The organism is Ruminococcus sp., assembly GCF_019423705.1.
Classification (GTDB): Bacteria; Bacillota; Clostridia; order Oscillospirales; family Ruminococcaceae; genus Hominimerdicola.
Window position 1 is genome coordinate 201,785 of sequence record NZ_JAHZAX010000004.1, and the last position, 21,062, is coordinate 222,846.

Genomic DNA, 21,062 nt, shown 5'->3' on the forward strand with positions numbered 1-21,062 from the left:
GTCATATTTCTATTGCCAAAAAGGTAAAAAAGTAGTATAATTATAATCGGAGCATTGTATTTTTCGTGTCAGAATGTACGAAAAAGTGAAAGGAGCATTTTTTATGCGTAAATCGGGAATTTTAATGCACATTTCCTCTCTCCCTAACGATTATGGTATAGGAAAGCTGGGCAGGGAAGCCTATGCTTTCGTGGATTTTCTTGAAAAGGCCGGTCAGAAGTGCTGGCAGATATTGCCCATTTCTCCTACGAGCTACGGCGATTCGCCTTATCAGAGCTTTTCTATCTTTGCAGGAAATCCATATTTTATAGACTTGGAAGCCCTTGAAGCAGAGGGCTTGCTCAAAGCCGCAGAGTACAAAGAACTTGACTGGGGCGGCGACAAGACCGCAGTTGATTACGGCAGGATATACGAGACGATATTCAAAGTTCTGCGGACTGCCCACAAGCGCTTTCGCAAAAAGCCCGAGAAAGGCTATTCAAAGTTCGTTATCGAAAACAAAGACTGGGTTTATGATTACGCCCTGTTTATGTCGCTGAAATTCGCCAACAAGGGCAAGGCTTGGTATGAATGGGACGAACCGCTTAAAATGTACAAGCCGAAAGCCGTCAAGAACGCACGAAAAGAATACGCCGAAGATATCGACTTTTGGTGTTTTGTACAGTACAAATACTTTCAGCAATGGAAAAAGCTAAAGGCTTATGCCAACGAAAAGGGCATTGAGATAATCGGCGATATCCCGATATACGTTGCATATGACAGCGTTGAGGTATGGAGCACGCCGCAGTATTTCAGCCTTGACAAAGATAAAAAGCCTGTTGAGGTGGCAGGATGTCCTCCCGACGCTTTTACGGCAGATGGACAGTTGTGGGGCAATCCCCTTTACAACTGGGACTATATAGCAAAGGACAAATTCCGCTGGTGGATAAGACGTATAAGCGCTGCAAAGGATACATACGATATCGTGCGAATAGACCATTTTAGGGGCTTTGAAAGCTATTACTGCATACCATACGGCTCAAAGAACGCCAAAAAGGGCAAGTGGCGCAAAGGCCCTGATATGAAGCTTTTCAAGGAAGTAAAGAAGCAGCTGGGCGACGTAAAGATAATCGCAGAGGACTTGGGCTTCCTTACAAAACGTGTTGTAAAAATGCTGGCGGCAAGCGGATATCCGGGAATGAAAGTGCTGGAGTTCGGCTTTGATTCCGACAGCACGAACGGCTATCTGCCACACAATTATAAGACTACTAACAGCATTTGTTATACTGGAACCCACGACAATGAGACCATACTTGGCTGGATAAAGTCCTGCGACGAGAAAACGGCGGAGTATTGCAAAGATTATCTTGGCGTAACGAAGGACGAGTTAGTGCCTTGGGCGATGGTGAGACTTTGCTGGTCGAGCGTGTGTGATACAGCCATAGCGCAAATGCAGGATATATTGGGGCTTGACGGGGAAGCGAGAATGAATACGCCGTCAACGTTGGGCGGCAATTGGCAATGGCGACTGGAGAGCCTTGGGCAGCTTGATGATGAAGTGGCGAATAGATTGTTGAAGCTCACGAAAACGTATGGAAGAACGGTTAAGTGAGAAACGCAAAAGTGAGGAGCGCTCATAGTGAGGAATGAGGAATTAAGGTATCGCCGTTGGCGATGATTTTTGAATTGGAAAGTTCCAAAAGTCCGAATTTGCACTCGTACCAAAAACTAGCGCAGCGGAGCGATTTTGCGACATAACTACACCCCCTTAAGCAACGTAATAGTCAAGCATAATAGAAAATCAACAAGAAGGGATAGAGAATTATGGATAAAGAACTGTTTTATAACGAACTGAGCAAAGACCTTGATAAAAAATATGGCGCAACAGTAGAGAACGCTGCATCTTGGCAGCTGCACGAAAGTATCTCTGCTACCACTATGGAGCTTATCAGCAAGGACTGGAGCGCCAGCCGTGAAGCACATTTGGGCGGCAGAAGAGCCTGCTATCTGTCTATGGAGTTTCTGATGGGCAGAGCTGTCTATAATAACCTCCTCTGCCTTGGCATTACCGACGAGGTTGACGAGTTGCTCAAAGCTCACGGCAGAAGCCTTAACGACCTCGAGGATATCGAGGACGCTGCACTTGGTAACGGCGGACTTGGCAGACTTGCCGCTTGCTTCCTCGATTCAGCAGCAGCTCACGACCTGCCTCTTGACGGCTATGGCATCAGATATAAGTACGGCCTATTCAAGCAGAAGATAGTGGACGGCTTCCAAAAGGAAGAAGCTGATAACTGGACAAAGTACGGCGACCCTTGGTCAAAAAGATGTGAGAACGATAAGGTCATTGTAAAGTACGGCGATCAGACTGTTTATGCCGTTCCTTATGATATGCCTGTTATCGGCTTCGGCACGAAAAATGTTGGCACTCTCAGACTTTGGCAGGCTGAAAGCGTTGACGATTTTGACTTCGCTCAGTTCGACTGCGGCAATTACGACGGCGCTGTTAAGGCTAAAAATGACGCCGAGAATATCTCAAAGGTGCTCTATCCTAACGATAACTGCGAGGAGGGCAAAATCCTCCGCCTTAAGCAGGAATATTTCTTCTCTTCCGCTTCCGTCACCGATATAATCAAAAAGCACCTCGCTAGGTTCGGCACTCTCGACAACCTCGGCGACTATATCACTATCCAGCTCAACGACACCCACCCAGTTATCGCTGTTCCCGAGCTTATCAGACAGCTTTGCGCTTGCCACGGATATACCTTCGATAAGGCTTTCGAGATCGCTCATAAGGTGTTCAATTATACAAATCATACCATTATGGCGGAAGCCCTCGAGAAATGGGACAGCAGACTTGTTGAAAGGGTCGTGCCTGAGGTCTATACTTATATCCTTATGATAAACGAAAAGTTTATTAAGGATATGTATTCCCTTAAAAAGGACAGAAAGTATATCGAAAAGCTTGCTCCGGTGGCAGACGGTATGGTAAAAATGGCGTTTATGGCTATCTATGTGTCAAGCTATGTAAACGGCGTTGCCGCTATCCATACGGAGATACTTAAAAAGGACGCTCTCAAAGATTGGTACGAACTTTATCCCGAAAGATTTCAGAATAAGACGAACGGCATTACTCAGCGTCGCTGGCTCGCACTTTGCAACCCAGAGCTTTCAGCGCTTATCACAAAGCTTCTCGGCAGCGCAGATTGGGTAAAGAATTTGGACGAGCTCAAAAAGCTTGAAAAATATGCTGACGATGAGGCTGTGCTCAAGGAGTTTATGGCTGTCAAGGAAGCGCAGAAAAACCGCCTTGCTGACTTTGTAAAGGCTCACGACGGCGTTGATATCGACCCGAACACAATTTTCGATATTCAGATCAAGCGACTTCACGAGTATAAAAGACAGTTCCTCAATGCACTTTCTATCCTTTATATTTATTATGGCATAAAGGACGGCTCGATAAAGGACTTCACACCGACAACGTTCATCTTCGGCGCAAAGTCTGCTCCGGGCTATCGCAGGGCAAAGGCTATCATCAAGCTTATCGGCGAGATCGGCAAGCTTGTTAATTCCGACCCTGAGACAAAGGATCTCATCAAGGTCGTTTTCGTTCAGAATTACAATGTTTCCTACGCTGAAAAGCTTGTTACGGCGGCAGACGTTTCCGAGCAGATATCTACAGCAGGCACAGAGGCAAGCGGCACAGGCAATATGAAGCTTATGCTCAACGGCGCTGTTACCCTTGGCACATATGACGGCGCAAACGTCGAGATCGTGCAGGAAGCCGGCGAGGAGAACAACTATATCTTCGGCGCAAAGGTCGAAGAACTTGCGGAGATTATGCCGAAATACGACCCTCGTGAGATACTCTTCAAGAACGAAAAGATCAAGCGTGTCCTCGACAAGCTTATCGACGGCAGCCTTTCAGACGGCGGCGTGCCTTCAAATGAGGAGGGCAGCTTCAAGGAACTTTACAAAGCCCTTACAGACGGCGCAAGCTGGCACGTTCCAGATCATTATTACGTTCTCGGCGATCTTGAAAGCTACGTTCAGGCAAAGCTCAAAGTCAACGCTGATTACAAGGATAAGCTTGCCTTCGCAAAGAAATGCTGGCTGAATATCGCAAACGCAGGCAAGTTCTCTTCCGACAGAACTATCAAGGACTATGCGGAGAATATTTGGAAGATAGAGCCTGTTAAGCTTTAAGGCATTTGCAACTGGAAATTATGATTTGCGCAAAATTTAATTTGTTTTGCTTGGCACAAAGAAAATTAAGACTTTTGGTGCTAAAAATGAACTTCTCATAATTTAAGGTTGCCTAAATGTGAACACGCAAACTAATAAACAAAGGACAAGTCCGTTTTTTGACGGGCTTGTCAGTTTTAGTGTAAATATTTGTTAGGTAGATATATCCAAAACTGGAAGTAAAGGAGCTGAGCGAACACACTCAATGGACGCACTTATAAAACTTGACGGCGATATCCTGTTGTGGATACAGGACAACCTGCGCACAGGCTGGCTCGACCCAATAATGAAATTCATCACCAGCCTTGGCAACGCAGGAATATTGTGGATCGCCCTTTGCATACTGATGATAATTTTCAAAAAGACCCGTCAGACGGGAATTGTCTCGGCCTGTTCATTGGCGGCGGCGTTTACGATCAATAACTTGATAATAAAAAACGTGGTGGCACGAACTCGCCCCTATGAAGCTATCGAGGCGCTCAACAGGATAGTTTCGGCGCAGTCGGACTATTCATTCCCTTCGGGGCATACCACGGCTTCATTTGCCGTGGCGGTGGTGATGTTTATGGAGCTGCCGAAAAAATACGGCGTTCCTGCACTGATAATGGCGTTTCTTATTGCACTTTCAAGGCTGTATGTGGGCGTGCATTATCCAAGCGACGTTATCGTGGGAATGATAACAGCAACGATCTACGCTATCATAGCCGTGACTATATACCGAAGGTGTTTTAAGTTTAAGAATAAAACAGAAAATCAAAGTGAAAAAAGTGAAGGAAGATAGAACTATGAAAAAGGTGCTTAAAAGTATTTTTATGGGCGCAGTTGCGTTCAGCCTTGCAATGACGGCAGGCTGCGCAGCTCAGAACGACGCAAGCTCAGCTAATTCAGGCAATTCAGCCAACTCAGACAATTCAAAGGACGACAGCTCACAGGCTCAGCGCCGACCGCTCCGTGACCCTTCCGATTACGGCAAGGTGATAGCCCTTACATTTGACGACGGTCCGAACACAGATACAACGCCACTTGTGCTCGATAAGCTTGAAGAGCACGGCGTAACGGCTTCGTTTTTCGTTATTGGCAATAACATCACAGAGGACAGCGCAAAGGTTATGAAGCGTGCATATGATATGGGCTGCGATATACAGAACCATTCACAAAGCCATTCGGATATGACAAAGCTTTCCGCTGAGGAGATAAAGGCGGAGATAGATTTCACTTCCGATAAGGTGGAGGAGATAACAGGGGAACGCCCGAAGTTTTTCCGTCCGCCTTATATTGCCGTTGACCAGCATATGTTTGATAATATCGATATGCCGTTCATATGCGGCTATGGCGCAGAGGATTACAACAATGCTGTTGATATCGAGCAGCGTGTTGAAAAGGTATTGGCGCAGGCAAAGGACGGCGGAATAATCCTGCTCCACGATATGAGCGGAAACATTCAGACTGTTGCGGCGCTTGACAAAATTATTCCGGCACTTAAAGAGCAGGGATATGAATTCGTCACAATAACAGAACTTTTCCACGCAAAGGGCGTTGCCATAGACCCGAATTCCGAAAAGGTGTACAGCTTTGCACAGCAGACGGAAATGTATGGTTAATGGATAATAGCAGACGATAAGGTATTAATAAAGAAAGCCACGGGCGAAAATTGTTCGCCCGTGGCTTTTTATCTTCGTTTGTTTAATTTTGCGTTCGTTATTTATTGATTTGGATAAGAATAGCCATTACCATTAGCATTTACATTAGCATTAGCCTGTTCAGCCGAAGCCTGCTCATTGTGGGGCGGTATTGGCGCACCGCAATGTGGGCATTCTGTGCAGGTGCCTACAACGTAAATGTTGTCGCAGTATTCGCACTTTTCCTCCCTCGTGTATGTCGGGCACTTTTGTGCTTTGGCGTAATTCTTTGCTTTCGGGTTGAAGCCGATCATAAAGAATGCGTGTATGCACATAAATAACAGCATAAATCCGCCAACACCGATCATTTCCCAGTTTATTGTCGCTTTCATTACGGTGGGCGTGGTGTCGTCAAATGCCGAAATTATTGCCGAGCTGACTGTATAGCGTGTGCTTGCGGTGAGGTTCTTTTGCATTTTGTTGTTGAAATCATCTGTAACAGCGTCGGTGAGGATACTGTCGGTGTCGTCTCCCTGCATACCCTCCCAGTACCAGTCTACAAAGCTGTCGCTTGTGGAATAATCATTAGGCTGAGAATACACGATAAGCCAGTGACTTTCATCTGTAAAATGATTTACATAAAGATCGTATGCGTAATTTTCAAGGCTTGAATAATGCCCCAGCCAGTCGGAATTGTTCACCGTTATGACCGCAGGAGAAATGCCAGTCTTGTTGTAAAAGGCTATCAGCGAATTTTTTAGGGTCGTCTCATCACCAAGCACGTTCGCTCTGTCTTCTATTATAATGCGGTAATCGTAATTCTGCGGAAGCTTTTTGGGGTGATGATAGCAGTCCGCTATCATACCGAATATTACAATTATAAACGGTACATAAAAGAGTAATATCAGATATCTCAGCTTGCTGGGCTTTTGTGTTATGTCATAATCTGCATAAACATATACAGGCCTGTGGTGATGATAATATACATATCTTGTTGACCCTGGGAAGTATGTGCTCCTTGTGTGACGAGTGCTTCCCCCCGAACCGCCGTGGGAATGGCTGCTGCTATGATGAGAGCCGCCGTGTGAGCCTCCTCCGTGAGAACCTCCGCCCGATGAATGTGGCATTGCAGGCAAGTTCCCACAACGTAAACATTGCCGCAGTATTCGCAGGTGTCCTCCTTTGAGCTCTCCGAACATCTTACAGCGCTGCGGAACTCTTTTCGGTTTGTGAGCATTGTTTTGTATATCTCATATCCGCCAATGCCTACAAATATCAGTCCCCAAAGCACGAATATCCATTCGATATGTCCGTCCATTATGTGGGGAGTGGTCTCGTTGAATGCCGAGGCGATGGCTGAACTCACGTCATAGCGGCTGCTTGCGGTGAGGTATTTTTGCAGCAGCTCGTTGAAATCGTCCGTGCTGTCCTGCGTGAGGATATTGTCGGTCTCATCGCCCTGCATACCCTCCCAGTACCAGTCATTGAAATCAGCGTCGGGGAAAGTCGGCTCAGAATAGACGATGAGCCAATGCTTTTCGTCGTCAAATTCCGACACATAGGTATCATATGCAAAGTCCTCAAGGTCGGAATAATCGTTCTGCCAGTCCTCATTGTTGACCGTCATAATTTCAACGGGGATACCGGTCTTGTTATAGAACCTTTCGATAGCGTTTTGCACCTTGTTTGGGGTGTCTATGACATAGGCAGAGTCCTTTATTACGCAGCTGTAAGACGGGTCGGCAGCCATTTTCTGCGGCTTTTCATAACACATTGCCAGCAGCAAAATGCCGAACAGCAGCATAACGGCGCTGCCTAAAATGCTGAAAAACTTGCCTGTGGCCGTTGTCTTGCGAATGTCATAATCGGCATAAACATATACAGGCTGATAGTTATGATAGTAAACATATCGCCTTGCGCCGGGAAAGCTTGTGGTCCTGACGTGTCTAGCGCTTGATTCGCCCGAACTTGACGACGAACTGCTTGAAAATCCCGAACCGCTGTGTGAACCGCCCCCGTGAGAGCCTCCGCCCGATGAATGAGGCATAATGATTTCCCCCTATTTTTTGATTTAAGTTGTAGTTATGGTGTGTGATTTAGTATTCTATCCTCTCGACTGTGTAGCCGTCCTTTTCCAGCAGGTCGAGTATTCCGCCCTCGCCGACATAATGTGCCGCACCGACGACATAGAACACGTTTTTGTCCTCGTCAAGCAGCTTTTCGATAGCTGCCGCCATTGTTTTGTTTCTGTCATAAAGCATTTGGTTATTGTAATCTTCTGCGATCTTTTCATCGTCGGCAGTCTGCGCCGCAAGTTCGTCATTGTCGTCCTCTTCGATGAACTTATCTGTGTCGCCCGACTTCCAAGCTTCGTAAAGTTCTTCCATTGACTGCTTCTGTGTCTCCTGCGTCTCGCCCTCAAGGCTTCTGAACATCAGATCGTAAATATCGTCAGAGAAGTTTATAAGCATATTCATCTGAAAATCAACAGACTCGACTTCATATATCTCCTTGTTTTCGCTGTGGGCAAGCTCGAGAAGATAATTGTCTATGCCCTTGTCGCTGTCAAAGTCCATATCCTGTATGAGAAGAGAGTCCAGCGTGCTTGATACAGCCCAAGGTCTGTAAGCTTGCAAAGCGTCTGTGCTCATTCCCCAAGTGGAAAGATATTCGCCCAGTATTTTCATTCCGCCCTCGGAAATGTGATCTTTGAGGGTGGTGCCGTCATTATAAAGCATTTGCTTCATAAGATTTTTCATATATTCGCCGTCCTCGTTCGTCATAGTGATATCACATTCAACGGCAAGGATATCGGCGCTGTTGTAAGCGTCGGTCAGCGTTTTCGGCAGAGGATAACATTCGTCCTTGAGTGCGTGGAAAGAGCCAAGCATAGTCATTGTTCTGCCCTTATCGTCTGTTACCTTCCACATTGCAGGTGTGATAGAAGAAGTCTCATCGTCTGCCTTGCTGTCGACAGAGCTTTCGCTTTGTGCGGCGGAGCTTGTGTTGTCTGCCGCCGAGGTATCTATATCGCTGCCGCTTTCTGCCGCAGAGCTTGTATCATCAGCCTTTGAAACTACCTCGGCTTTTGATACCGCAGAGGTCTCCCCAGCGCTTGAGTTTGAACTGGAATTTGCACCGCTTTCAGAGCAAGCGCAAAGCAGGCTTGCGCACAATGCGGCACAAGCTATAAGACTGAGCTTCCTTTTTGATGATAAAATTCTTTCTGTCTTGCTAAATATTTTCATAGGTTCTCCATTTCTTTCTTTTGTTGTTTTGCAATTTGGAACTTGACATCACGGGTCATATGTCTATATAACTATTTATAATGTCTTTGTTATTATAACATACATATTCAAATTTTTCAAGTAGTTTGCTGTATTGAACGAAAGTATTATTAATGCAGTCTATGCAGATTCAATAATAAAAAATGGTTAGCTTAATGTAGGAGAAAATTGTTGTTCGACAAGGCTCACAACAATTTGCGCCCTCGACAGCCTTGATGAAGAAGAGGACGATCTTGACTAAAAATATAAAAACGACACAACAAAACGGATAGCATAAAAGGCGCAAAAATACACCGAAAAAAGCACAAAATGCTATTGCATTGCACCTTTGACTGCGATATAATGAGAACAAGTATAAATACAGATACAGACACAAAAACAGAAAATCAATAGAAGATCACGGAGGTATAAATATGATATATTCAAACCCTGTCGTATCGGGCTTTTATCCCGACCCGAGCGTTTGCAGAGCCGGAGATAAGTTTTATATGGTAACAAGCTCTTTTCAGTTTTTCCCGGGCGTGCCGCTGTTTGAAAGCGCCGACCTTGTGAACTGGACGCAGATAGGCCACGTTTTGACTCGTGAAAGCCAGCTGCCATTGGAGGGCGCAGGCTCAACAGGCGGAATTTATGCGCCAACTATCAGATATAACGACGGCAGATTTTATATGGTGACCACCAATGTCACAAACGGCGGAAATTTCTATGTTTATACCGACGATATCCACGGCGAATGGTCTGACCCGATCTATGTTGCACAGGGCGGCATTGACCCGTCGCTTTACTTTGAAAACGGCAAAGCGTACTTTATGTCCAACGGCGAGGACGACGAGGGCAGACACGGCATTACACAATGCGAGATAAATGTCGAAAACGGCGAAAAGCTCACACCAAGCAAGATGATATGGGCAGGGGCTGGCGGACGTTTTCTTGAAAGCCCACACCTTTACAAGATCGGCAAAAGCTATTATCTTATGGCTTCCGAGGGCGGCACAGAATACGGCCATATGATAGTTTACGCAAAGGGCGATACCCCTTATGGCCCGTTCGAGGGTTATAAAAACAACCCTGTTCTCACAAACAGAAACCTTGGCGGATATCAGATACAGGGCTGCGGTCACGGCGATCTTGTGGAAGATGAAAACGGCAATTTCTGGTGCTTGCACCTTGGCTTCCGCCAGATCCATCAATGGGTCATGCACCATACAACGGGCAGAGAAGTATACCTTGTGCCTGTAAAATTCGACAGCAAGGGCTGGTTCACAATGGGCGATAATGGCACTACAAAGGCTCAGTTTAACACTGATCTTATCCCCGACACGGTCAAGCAGGAGCATTGGAGCGAGTTCACATTCGAGAACACAAAAGTTGGCAGAGAATGGTGCTTTATGCAGAACCCTGATATGTCACTTTATGAGCTTTCAGACAAGGCCTTTTCTCTCAGGCCCAACGATCATACTATATTTGAAGCCGACGGCTCGCCTGCATTTGTCTGCATAAGACAAAAAGAAATGAACGAGACTGTCCAATGCGATCTAACCATAACAGAGGGCGAAGCAGGCCTTGTGTTCTATATGACCCCCGACCAGCATTATGAGATAGGCCTTAGAAAGACAGTCGAGGGCACGGAGCTTTTCCGCCGCCTTTGTATCGGCGATATCCGTCACGAAGATCATATCACAAAGCTCCCCGAGGGCGAAAGCGCCACAAAGCTTATCTGTAAGGCGGCTAATTTCACCTACGCATTTTCCGCAGAGCTTGACGGCAAAGCCATTGATATGGGCGGCGCACAGGCGAAGTTCCTTTCGACGGAAGTTGCAGGCAATTTCACAGGCGTTGTGATAGGTCTTTACGCTCACAAGGTTGAGGGCAAAGGCGGCAAGGCAACATTCACGAACTTCTCCTGCAAAAATGACGAGATATATGAGTAATTCGGCAGTTGCGGCTTGAACTGACTTTACTACATTCTTAAATAACTTAATAATTTTGGGCGGATAGTGGTTCTATCCGCTCATTTTTTATAAGCCCTAAACAATTGGCGTAAATACGCTGTTTATATGTAGGGGCGAACAGCGTTCGCCCGTTGATTTGTGGCTTTTGCGACAGACCGAAATCCCCGTAAAATGGGGGTTTTTGCTATATCGAACTTGTGTGCCTGTGAAATATGTCAAATTTTTTAGTCATATCGGCGAAAACGCTTAATTTTTGTTGCCAAATTGTAACCTTTGTGATATTATGAGCTTACAGCCCGAAAAATGGTCGGGCTGCGCTTTGTCGCTTTCGTCGAAAACGATAAAGCTAAGGTATGGATATTATGAAGAAAAGAGGCGTAACACAAATGGCGTCACAAGCCTTTTCGGCAACACAAACACATAACAACAGGATAAAATATATCATTGCGGCGGTGGGAGCGCTTGTGTGCGCAATTTTCGCAGGTCTGTTCACTATGCCTGCGAACGCAGTTTATTACAACGAGCAGACTGTTACAGTCGATTACAACTATCAGACTGTTGACAGCTTTGAGGGCGTTGACGCACAGTATGTACTGGGATATTCAGACACGGGCTATTATTGCTGCGCTGGATATGTTTCAAGATTTTATGAGGAAAAATTCGGCGTAACGGTCTATAATATCAATATGGTTGACGATAAGCCGAGCGTTTATGTGTGGGGCAAAAAGGCAGAGCTGCGCACAGTTTCCAACCCGAAGCCCGGCGATATTATGCAGGATAAGGACTATTCCCACGTTGCAATCGTAAAAGACTGCAATGCCGGCACGGCGACCCTTATCGAGCAGAATTATAAGTGGACGTGGAATAATCAGGTTTATACAGTCGTGAACAGAAAGGTGCTCACAAAGAACCATTATTTCTATCGCCTGTATATAAACGGCGTTGAGCAGTCTCTCGATATGGACGAAACGCCCCCCGCTATCAACAATGTCAGAAGCGAGAATATCACAAAAAATGGCTATACATTGAAGGCTGATATCTCCGACAACAGGGGCGTTGCTTCGGTGAATGTCACGACCTATTTTTCGGGGGATTCATCAAATAAGATATCACGCACATTCACCACGGCGGTGAACGACCTTTCTTATTCAGTCAAGACCTCGTCATTCGGCAGCAAGGACGGATATTATGTTTCCGTCATCACAGCAACGGACGAAGCAGGCAATCAGTCGCAGCAGACTGTAAAGACTTATGTCGATACCACAGCGCCGAAGATATCGGCGGTAAAGGTCACGGATATAACCGCAAAGGGCTATAAAATTTCCTGCACGGTCACGGACGCAAACGGCATTGCAAAGGTCACTTTCCCGACTTATACCACAAAGAGCGGCGAGGCTTCAAAGAAGTTCGCTGTCGGCACGCTCAGCGGAAACACAGCAAAGGCTGATATCTCCACCGCCGATCATTCAAATCAGAGCGGCGAATATGTAACAAAGATAACAGTATATGACAAATACGGCAACACAGCCACAAAAACTGTCAAAACGACGATAAAGCTTGCAACATCTGTCAAGCTGAGCAAATCGAGCCTTACAGTCGAAAAGGGCAAGACTTCATCGCTTACGGCCGCAATGAACGGCGGCACAGGGCTTACAGACTATGTATCTTGGAAATCTTCCGACAGCAAGGTCGCAGCGGTCTCAAGCGGCAAGGTCACGGCAAAGGGCATTGGCAAGGCAACTATCACAGCCTATACCACAGGCGGAAAGACCGCAAAATGCACAGTCACAGTAACATCAAAGATATCAAACTGCAAAATATCCGCAGTCGGCGATCAGATATACACAGGCAAGGCGATATCACCACAGCCAAAGGTCACGGACGGCACGAAAACGCTGACGAAAAACACAGATTATACTCTCAGCTATTCGGCAAATAAGTCCATAGGCACAGCCACGATAAAGATCACAGGCAAGGGCTATTATAAGGGCGAAAAGAGCGTTACATTCAAGATACGTCCTGCAACGGTCACAGGCGGAAAAATAGCCGCTACGGGCGAGAAAAGCCTTAAAATAAGTTGGTCGAAAACAAATGGCGCAGAAAAATATATCGTTTATAGATATGATACTAAGGATAAAAAGTGGGTCAGACTGAAAATAGTCGACGGGCTCACATATACCGATACAGGGCTTTCGAGAGCAACGGGCTATACTTATAAGATCAAAGCGCTGAAATATGTCGGCGGAAAAGAGTTCGCCTCTAAGAAACCGTCAGCAGCTATCGAGGGCGTGACAAAGCCTGCGAAAGCAACTTGTAAAGTGAAGTCGGGTAAATCGGGACAGCTTACAGTTAGCTGGAATTCAGTTGGCGGCGCAACGGGATATGAGGTGTACCTGTCAGACGACGGAACAGCGTTCAAGAAAGTTAGTACAGTCAAGGGAGCAACATCAGCGACTTTGAAGAACTTGGATAAATTTTCATTGAAGTTTGTTAAAGTCAGAGCGTATAAAACCGTCAATGGAGTGACATCTTATGGAGCGTATTCGAGCGTAGTTATGGCATTAGTTTCGTAATAGAGAACATAGCTTTTAAGTGAGGAATGAGGAGTGAGGAATGAAGGAATCGCCTAGCGGCGATGGATTTTAAAATGGGGAATAGAGAAAGCGTGAATTTGCAGTATTTTTGTAGGGTCGAACATCGTTCGCCCGTTACTTTTGAGTTTTTCGACAGCCTCCAAGAAGCATAGCAGAAGCTGTGCTTCTTTTTTTTATCTTTTAGCGATTTTGCGACACAACAACGTCACAAGAATATTTTGAAATAATATGCAAAAACTATCTCCGAAAAGGAGGTCAAACTATGAAATCTTCAAAAATATCAGTAGGGCTCGGAGCAAAAGCCGCCGCAGCTGTGACTGCGCTTATGATGTCGCTGGCTGGGATATCGGCGGCGAGCGGACGAGCTGATAACGTGCTTTCGCAAATGGGGTCAAGCGGAAACGAGGTCAAAGCTATACAGGAAAGACTTAAAGAGCGTGGGCTTTTTAACGACTCTGTTACGGGATATTACGGCGAAAAAACACGACAGGCTGTGCTTAAATTCCAAAAACAACAGGGAATAAGCCAAACAGGTACCGCAGGGTCGCAAACTCTTAGAGCGCTGGGTATATCAATCGGCTCTGTGCCTTCCGCTACTGAGCAGAATATCAACTTGCTGGCTAGAATTATCTCCGCAGAAGCAAGGGGCGAACCTTACGTCGGACAGGTCGCCGTGGGAGCGGTCATTTTAAATCGTATCGAGCACCCATCGTTCCCCGATACCCTGTCGGGGGTCATCTATCAAAACGGCGCTTTTACTGCAGTCGTGGACGGCCAGTTCAATGAGCCTGTGGCGGATTCCGCCTATAACGCCGCCCGTGACGCACTCAACGGCTGGGATCCAACAGGGGGCTGTATTTATTATTATAACCCGGCGAAAACCTCTAATGCCTATATGCACTCAAAACCAACTGTCACGGTCATCGGCAGCCATAGATTTTGTTTGTGATGTTTATAACAGCAAGACCGCCCTGTATATCGCAGAGCGGTCTTGTTATGTTTTTTATCCGTAGAAATAATAGTCTCCGCCGCCAATGGAGAAGGGCATTTGCGAAAAAATATCGCCGTATTTGTGGCTGACGTGATCTATCAGATCGCTGAACTTTTCGCTGTTTGAAAAGTCGATCTTTATGGCTTCGACCCATGCTGCCGTCTCGGGATAAATGTATTCCACATTGGCGATGTTGTATGCAGTCTTGTTTTCATCAAGCTCTTTTGCAATGGCCTGCATATCTATGTCGGCGTTGGCAACAAGGCTGTCGATTTTGATCTCAACATAGGATAAGTCAACATTGCAGGCGGACAAAAGGGCTTTCATTTCATTGATGTTGTGCTCGTATGCAACGCCTATCAAGCAAACGCCCTCTGTTTCGGATATTGCACAACTGGTGTATTTTGGCTGATAGCCTTTATCGGCAAGCTTTTTTACGATATTTTGGATAGATTTTAAGCTTGTGACAGGCTCATCGCTGACGGTGAGATCGCCGCTTGGCTCTTTATAATATGTGTGAACATCGCAAAGCGCAGGGTCAACGCCGTAGGCCTCAAGATACGCCTTTATGCGCAAAACATTGTCGGAAGTTCCTGCCACAACGTCAAGATAATCAACGCAGTTTTCAATGGACAAAATGCCAAATTCTGCGGACTTTGCGTTTAGGATAGACTGAATAACGGCGGTGTCACTAGCGTTTTCAAGGGCGGTCTGCCGCTGGTCGTTTTCAAGGTCTATTGGGATAGAAACGTCATTTTTGTTTTCAACTTCCGCTTCTGAGTTCGTTTCGGTCAAAGCGCCTTTGCTTACATATATCGTCACGATATCGCCCTGCGGAACGACTGAATTTGCTGACGGGTCGGTCTTGACCACATTGCCTGCCTCAACGTTGTCGTCATATATCTCTCGAATGACCGCAACGCCCCCTGCTTTGGTGACAAGCTGTTTTACGCTGTCGGCGGACATATTTTTCATATTGGGAATGGTGAAAAATTGGTCGTCTGTTGGGGCTGCCGCAGCGGAAGCCTTGCTGCTGTCGGCGATATCGGGAATGTCAGAATTCAAAAGCTGGCTGAATGAAAAAGCTCCCACAACCAATGCGGCGCAGGCTGCGATAATGACAGCGCTTGTTTTGTTCTTTTTAACTTTTATTTTTTGCGACTTTTGCGGCAAGGGCGTGTCGTCAATGATCTCAGACGTGGTGCTGGTGATGAAAGCCTTACTGTCTATTTTTTGCATAAGCTTTTCAAGCCCGCTGGCTTTGTTTTGCTGATGAGCCTGAGCCATTATCTCTGTCATTTTCATAGCTTTTGTCCTCCTTTTCCAAATTTTTTTGGTTGTCTGAATTTTCACAATAAGTCTTTTTAAGCTTGTCCAGCATACGGTATATCTTTGATTTCACCGTGGATTGGGGCAGCTTTGTGATAGCGGCGGTCTTTTTTATCGTATAGCCGTATTGATAATGCAAAACGAAAATGCGATAGGTGAGCTCGTCCGCTTTTTTTAGCGTCCCCATAACCTGCTCATAGTCGAAAAAGTCTGCATTTTCAAGCTTTCTTAGCATTTTGTCATCGGGAATGTCAAGGCTGTCGATATCCTCGAAAGTGTTTTTCTCTTTGTCTTTGTAATGGTCGGCAACATAGCGCTTTGCTATCCGCAGAATGTAATGTTTTGGATTTCGTATCTTTCCCTCTGTATTGATAAGCGCTCGGTAAAAATCAAGATAAACGCTTTGCAAAGCGTCCTCGATAAGCTCACGACAGTTAAATTTCAATGCCAGATATTTGCATATGTAATCGTAAGTATCATTATAAGTCTTGACGAAAATATCGCTGAATTTGTCATTCACAGCATTTCCCCCTTTCATTTTTTGTGTTTTCATTGCAATAGTCGGGAATATGGGCAAAAAAGTTTCAGATCAAAAATAAAAATTTATGTTTTTTGTAGGGGACGGCGTCCTCGACGTCCCATTATATTGTTTTGTTATGACCTGCCGATTTGTCAGAAAAAAACGGACGGCAAAAAATATGCCGTCCGTGGTCGCCTTGTTTATCGGCGGACAATTTAACGATTTAGTCCACAGAGTAATATTTCTGAAGTCTTGTTTTGAAAATTTCGCAGATGATATTTGCCGCAACGCCTGCTGTGAATACAGATACAAACAGTATCAGAAATACTTTCATTCCTTTGCTCATTATTAAGACCTCCCGATAAAAATTATTAAAAATTATTTTGCGCATTGCACATTATCGCAATTTGCTCCGTCTTTTACTTGTTATCATTATACTATAATTCTGCGGCGATTGCAAGCGGTTTGTAAAAATTCCGTCCTGTCAGTCAAAAAATTTGCAAAAACTCAAGTTATGTGTTATAATAATCCTATATGCAAATTTGATACCATATTTTAGTTTTGAAAATTTACAGCGAGGATCTTATAAATGTCGGAAACTACTAATCAGAGCAGCTATAAAAAGCTGTTTTCAAATACGCTGGTATTTGCCATAGGCTCGTTCAGCTCGAAAGTGCTGGTATTGCTGCTTGTGCCTATCTATACCAATTATCTTACTCGTGCTGAGCTTGGCGTAACGGACGTTCTCACTCAGATCGCAAACTGGATAATCCCTTTGGTGACAATGACTATCACAGAGGCGATAATAAGATTTGGTCTTGATAAGGCTTACGACAAGGTGAAAGTTTTCACGCTTGGCAATCTTATATGCTTCTTTGGTTTGGCGGTGTTTGGTATTTTGCTGCCTATTGTGTCGCTGACAGGGGTGGCGGATAAGTATATAGGCGGTTACAGCGTCATACTCTATGTGTATGTTTTCACCTCAAGTATGAAATCGCTGTATTCAACATTCGTCCGTGCAATGGAACAGGTGAAGCTGTTCGCTTTTAACGGCATTTTGACCACATTTTTCACCCTGTTTTGGACGGCGCTCTTCTATATGGTGCTGCCCAGCAGCTTCCTTGGCGAGGGTACGGGCATTCAGAAATATCTCCTTGCCACAATACTTTCCGACCTTATTTCCGTGATATTCCTCACCTTCAAGTCAAAACTTTGGCGATATATCAACTTCAAGGATATCGACAGGGAGCTTTTGCAGGTTATGCTGCAATATTCCGTGCCCCTTATCCCTGCGCAGCTTTTGTGGCTCATCACAAACAGCTCAGACTCATTTATGACAACACATTATCTCGGCTCGGACGCAAACGGCGTGCTTTCGGCGGCTTATAAGATACCGAACCTTGTTTCGACAGTTTATCTTATGTTTGGACAGGCTTGGAATATGTCCGCCATAACAGAGAACGATTCCGACGACAGAGACAAGTTCTATGAGAATGTTTTTGACTTCAACCAGAGCTTGCTTTATATCCTTGTGGCAGGCTGTCTGCTCATCGTTCAGCCTGTGACTAATTTCTGGATAGGCGCAGATTTCCGTGACTGCGTGAGATATTCGCCTATCATAATCTATGCAACCATATATTCCTGCTTCACAACATTTATGGGCTCGATATACCTTGCGGCAAAGGAGACAAAGCGCTCGCTTTTCACAAGCCTTGTTTCGGGCGTGATAAACGTGGGGCTAAACGTTATCCTTATCCCAAGGATAGGCCTTTACGGCCCGCCGATATCAACGGTTGCGGCTTATCTGACAGTATTTATCATCAGAGCTATCGACTCAAGAAAGCTTGTGCCATTCAGAATTGATATCAAGAAGATGATAATAAACAATATCGTCCTGCTTGTGATGATGTTCATATGCCTTTTTGAAACTGACCTTATGCATAATATACCGCTTTATGGCGTTATCGCTCTGCTTTTTGCGGCTGTGTTTATCCTCAACAGAAAGGCTATCGAAAGCGTATTTTACAGGCTTCTTCCTGCAAAGCTGGCAGCTAAATTTGTCAGCATAAGCACTGGTAAGCTTTGTATCGGCATTGCGGCGCTGGCTGTGCTCGTGGCGCTTGATCTGCTCACAAAGGGCATTATAATCTATGCGCTGCTCTTTGCGGCGTTCTGTTTCGGAATTTACAAAAACAACAGCAAGATCATGTATACACTCCTTGTGCTTATGCCGCTGAGCCTTGTTTTCAGACACGGCTTTATTGCGTTCAGCGCAGCCCTTGTGATACTCTCTGCGGCAATGCTCATAAGGTGCAGAAGAGTGAGAAATATCGGCGTGAGCGTTATCGCTCTTGATCTGCTTATGATGGCGTATGCAGGAATATGGGTCGGCGTGCTTGCGGCGGCTGTGGAGATACTGGCGTTTCTTGTGATATACAGAAAGCGTATTTGGAATAAGATGATCGACTGGGCATATAAAGGTAAATAAGCGATCATATCCTTGCGATAGAATTGCTTTTATATAATTATAATAGTGTAAAAAGTGTGGCTAAAAGCTGCGCAATATCACCAATGGAGGTTTTTATTATGGCAGAATTGAAATTCGAGATCACAGAAAGACTGGGTGTGCTTTCAGAGAACGCAAAGGGCTGGACAAAGGAGCTCAACAAGGTTTCTTGGAACGAGAGAGAGCCTAAATACGATCTCAGAGAATGGAATCCCGATCACAGCAGAATGGGCAAGGGTATCACCCTTACAGACGAGGAAGTTGAGACCCTCAAGGCTATCCTTAACGGCGAAGAGATCGAGGACGATATTGACGAATCTGAGATTCTTTAACAGAGTGTAAAGCTTCGGTAAACAGTTAAATGATAATTGATTGTTAATAGCTAGTTTAAATTTGTTTGTTATAATTCTTTAGAAAATAGACGAGACGTGTGATTATCGGGACAAAGCCGCAGGAATTCTGAGGCGTTGTCCTAATGCGTTTTTGGCGCATTATACATTATGTGTACACAATTACACAATTTAAGAATTATATCCGGAGGGAAACGTTAAGTTATGGAGCAGCACGGCATAAGCAAGCTTGACTTGAAGCGCAGAAACCGTATGCAGGTCCTCAAGATACTCAAGCAGAGAGGCCCTACATCGAGAATCGATATTGCAGGAACATTGGAGCTCACAAGAGCGGCGGTAACGATCATCACAAATGAGATGATCGAGCAGGGTATTATCCAGGAGATCGGCGAATACAAGCACGTTACTGAGAAAGCCCCTAGAGGAAGAAAGAAAATACTTATCGACATAAATCACCATTACAAGTTCGTTATCGGTGTGACTATCGAGGAGGATATCGTCAGCGTTGGACTGTCTACATTGGCAGGTGCGGTGCTCGATAAGAGAAATCTTGCTATCGACGAAAGCACAGATTATAAGACTATCTTTGATTTTACAGAGAAGTCCATAAATGAAGTGCTGGGCGACAACTGCCTCAGCAAGGAGTCTATCCTTGGCATTGGCTTTGGCATTTTCCCAACAATGTATTCAAGACTTGGCATTGACGTTGAGGACGGCGAGCCGAACTATAACAAGCTCAAGGCGCAGATCAGAGAAAAGACTGAGCTGCCGCTGGTATTTGACAACTCTGTCAAGGGCACGGCTATGGCTAATATCGACTTCCTCAAGACTAAGGATATCAACAGGCATAATATCGCCTTCTTGCAGTATGGCAACACTATGCACTTTGTTGTAACGAACCTTAACGACCCTATCGTATCATACGACAACAGAACGAACTTTGTTGACAAGATGATAATAAACCCAATGTCTGACAGAACCTGCGCTTGCGGCAGAAGAGGCTGTGTTGAAAGCGAGCTCACGCCTTCCGCTACCCTCAGCAAGCTGAGAGAGGTGTTCTCACAGGAAAAGACACCGTTCTTGTATGAGGTAGCAAGGGGCAATTTTGAGTCTATCACCCGTGATATGATTACAATGGCATATGAAAAGAACGACGAGGCTGTAAGAGAGATACTCGACAGCGAGCTCAAGCTCCTTGCAGTATTGCTGAACAACCTGTATTTCTCTACTAATCCGCAGAAGATCGTGCTGCACCAGTTCGATATCCAGAACGAAAAGACTTTCCAGAAGATCAAGGACGCAGTAACAGAGATCGGCGGCTCGCTGGTATCAAGCAAAATAGAGCTTTCTATCATCGAGGACAAGCACAGATTCCTTTCCGGTTGTGCCCTTGCTATCAGAGAACTGTTCTTTAACAGAGGCGGTTTTGAGGCTGCTTTCGGCAATTAGCTGCATATTCTATATTTATATAAGACCTGTACGGAGCGTGAGCTCTGTGCAGGTCGATTTTGTTTATTTGGATTATTATTAGACTTGGCGGGTAAATCATAGGAACTACGGCCAAGTTCCAGCTGGACAAGTAACCAAAGTGACGAATAATTGTACAAAATAGCGCAAAAAAGCAGACAACGGAAGAAATAACTATCAAAAAGGTAGAAAGGTCAAAAAGGTGTTGACAAGCGGAAAGAAA

The 21,062-nt window shown here is 45.3% G+C and carries 16 protein-coding genes; 10 read left to right on the forward strand and 6 right to left on the reverse strand.

What is annotated here, in order from left to right; genetic code table 11:
- The first annotated feature begins 103 nt into the window (after positions 1-103).
- The 4 genes from malQ to QZ371_RS05095 all read left to right on the forward strand — a co-directional run bounded on the left by malQ (position 104) and on the right by QZ371_RS05095 (position 5,825).
- Positions 104-1,591: a 4-alpha-glucanotransferase gene (gene malQ, locus QZ371_RS05080; RefSeq protein ID WP_295210299.1), complete on the forward strand. Its 1,488-nt coding sequence runs from the start codon at positions 104-106 to the stop codon at positions 1,589-1,591.
- Positions 1,592-1,803: 212 nt separating this feature from the next.
- On the forward strand, positions 1,804-4,185 hold the full coding sequence (locus QZ371_RS05085) for a glycogen/starch/alpha-glucan phosphorylase (RefSeq protein WP_295210300.1): 2,382 nt from the start codon (positions 1,804-1,806) through the stop codon (positions 4,183-4,185).
- A gap of 244 nt (positions 4,186-4,429) precedes the next feature.
- Complete coding sequence (locus QZ371_RS05090) at positions 4,430-5,005, forward strand: phosphatase PAP2 family protein (RefSeq protein WP_295210301.1); 576 nt, start codon at positions 4,430-4,432, stop codon at positions 5,003-5,005.
- A 4-nt stretch (positions 5,006-5,009) separates the two neighbouring features.
- On the forward strand, positions 5,010-5,825 hold the full coding sequence (locus tag QZ371_RS05095; RefSeq protein ID WP_295210302.1) for a polysaccharide deacetylase family protein: 816 nt from the start codon (positions 5,010-5,012) through the stop codon (positions 5,823-5,825).
- Between the two features lie 101 nt (positions 5,826-5,926).
- Here the strand turns inward: QZ371_RS05095 and QZ371_RS05100 are convergent, their stop codons facing one another.
- The 3 genes from QZ371_RS05100 to QZ371_RS05110 all read right to left on the reverse strand — a co-directional run bounded on the left by QZ371_RS05100 (position 5,927) and on the right by QZ371_RS05110 (position 9,091).
- Complete coding sequence (locus QZ371_RS05100) at positions 5,927-6,706, reverse strand: TPM domain-containing protein (protein ID WP_295210303.1); 780 nt, start codon at positions 6,704-6,706, stop codon at positions 5,927-5,929.
- A gap of 71 nt (positions 6,707-6,777) precedes the next feature.
- On the reverse strand, positions 6,778-7,890 hold the full coding sequence (locus tag QZ371_RS05105) for a hypothetical protein (protein WP_295210304.1): 1,113 nt from the start codon (positions 7,888-7,890) through the stop codon (positions 6,778-6,780).
- Positions 7,891-7,939: 49 nt separating this feature from the next.
- Positions 7,940-9,091, reverse strand: coding sequence for a TraB/GumN family protein (locus tag QZ371_RS05110; protein ID WP_295210305.1), 1,152 nt, complete (start codon positions 9,089-9,091; stop codon positions 7,940-7,942).
- Positions 9,092-9,543: 452 nt separating this feature from the next.
- Here QZ371_RS05110 and QZ371_RS05115 point away from each other — a divergent pair, with 452 nt between their 5' ends.
- From QZ371_RS05115 to sleB, 3 genes are all read left to right on the forward strand, one after another.
- On the forward strand, positions 9,544-11,061 hold the full coding sequence (locus QZ371_RS05115) for a glycoside hydrolase family 43 protein (protein WP_295210306.1): 1,518 nt from the start codon (positions 9,544-9,546) through the stop codon (positions 11,059-11,061).
- A gap of 383 nt (positions 11,062-11,444) precedes the next feature.
- Positions 11,445-13,655 carry a CHAP domain-containing protein gene (locus QZ371_RS05120; RefSeq protein WP_295210307.1) on the forward strand — a complete coding sequence of 737 codons (2,211 nt, stop codon included), beginning with the start codon at positions 11,445-11,447 and terminating at the stop codon, positions 13,653-13,655.
- A 346-nt stretch (positions 13,656-14,001) separates the two neighbouring features.
- Positions 14,002-14,625, forward strand: coding sequence for a spore cortex-lytic enzyme (sleB, locus tag QZ371_RS05125; RefSeq protein ID WP_295210339.1), 624 nt, complete (start codon positions 14,002-14,004; stop codon positions 14,623-14,625).
- A 54-nt stretch (positions 14,626-14,679) separates the two neighbouring features.
- Here sleB and QZ371_RS05130 read toward each other — a convergent pair whose 3' ends face one another.
- From QZ371_RS05130 to QZ371_RS05140, 3 genes are all read right to left on the reverse strand, one after another.
- Entirely contained in the window at positions 14,680-15,972 is a 1,293-nt protein-coding gene (locus QZ371_RS05130; RefSeq protein WP_295210315.1) for a PASTA domain-containing protein, read from the reverse strand.
- Entirely contained in the window at positions 15,914-16,516 is a 603-nt protein-coding gene (locus tag QZ371_RS05135) for a sigma-70 family RNA polymerase sigma factor (RefSeq protein WP_295210316.1), read from the reverse strand. The genes QZ371_RS05130 and QZ371_RS05135 overlap by 59 nt, the downstream gene beginning before the upstream one ends.
- A gap of 223 nt (positions 16,517-16,739) precedes the next feature.
- Positions 16,740-16,862, reverse strand: a complete 123-nt coding sequence (locus tag QZ371_RS05140; RefSeq protein WP_295210318.1) for a hypothetical protein — start codon at positions 16,860-16,862, stop codon at positions 16,740-16,742.
- A gap of 243 nt (positions 16,863-17,105) precedes the next feature.
- On the opposite strand from QZ371_RS05140, the gene QZ371_RS05145 reads away from it, so the two are divergent.
- From QZ371_RS05145 to QZ371_RS05155, 3 genes are all read left to right on the forward strand, one after another.
- Entirely contained in the window at positions 17,106-19,004 is a 1,899-nt protein-coding gene (locus QZ371_RS05145) for a polysaccharide biosynthesis C-terminal domain-containing protein (protein ID WP_295210320.1), read from the forward strand.
- A 98-nt stretch (positions 19,005-19,102) separates the two neighbouring features.
- The gene (locus tag QZ371_RS05150) at positions 19,103-19,354 is read left to right on the forward strand and encodes a YdbC family protein (protein ID WP_295210322.1); all 252 of its coding nucleotides are present in this window, start codon (positions 19,103-19,105) and stop codon (positions 19,352-19,354) included.
- Positions 19,355-19,576: 222 nt separating this feature from the next.
- Positions 19,577-20,821: an ROK family transcriptional regulator gene (locus tag QZ371_RS05155; protein ID WP_295210324.1), complete on the forward strand. Its 1,245-nt coding sequence runs from the start codon at positions 19,577-19,579 to the stop codon at positions 20,819-20,821.
- The last annotated feature ends 241 nt before the right edge of the window (positions 20,822-21,062 follow it).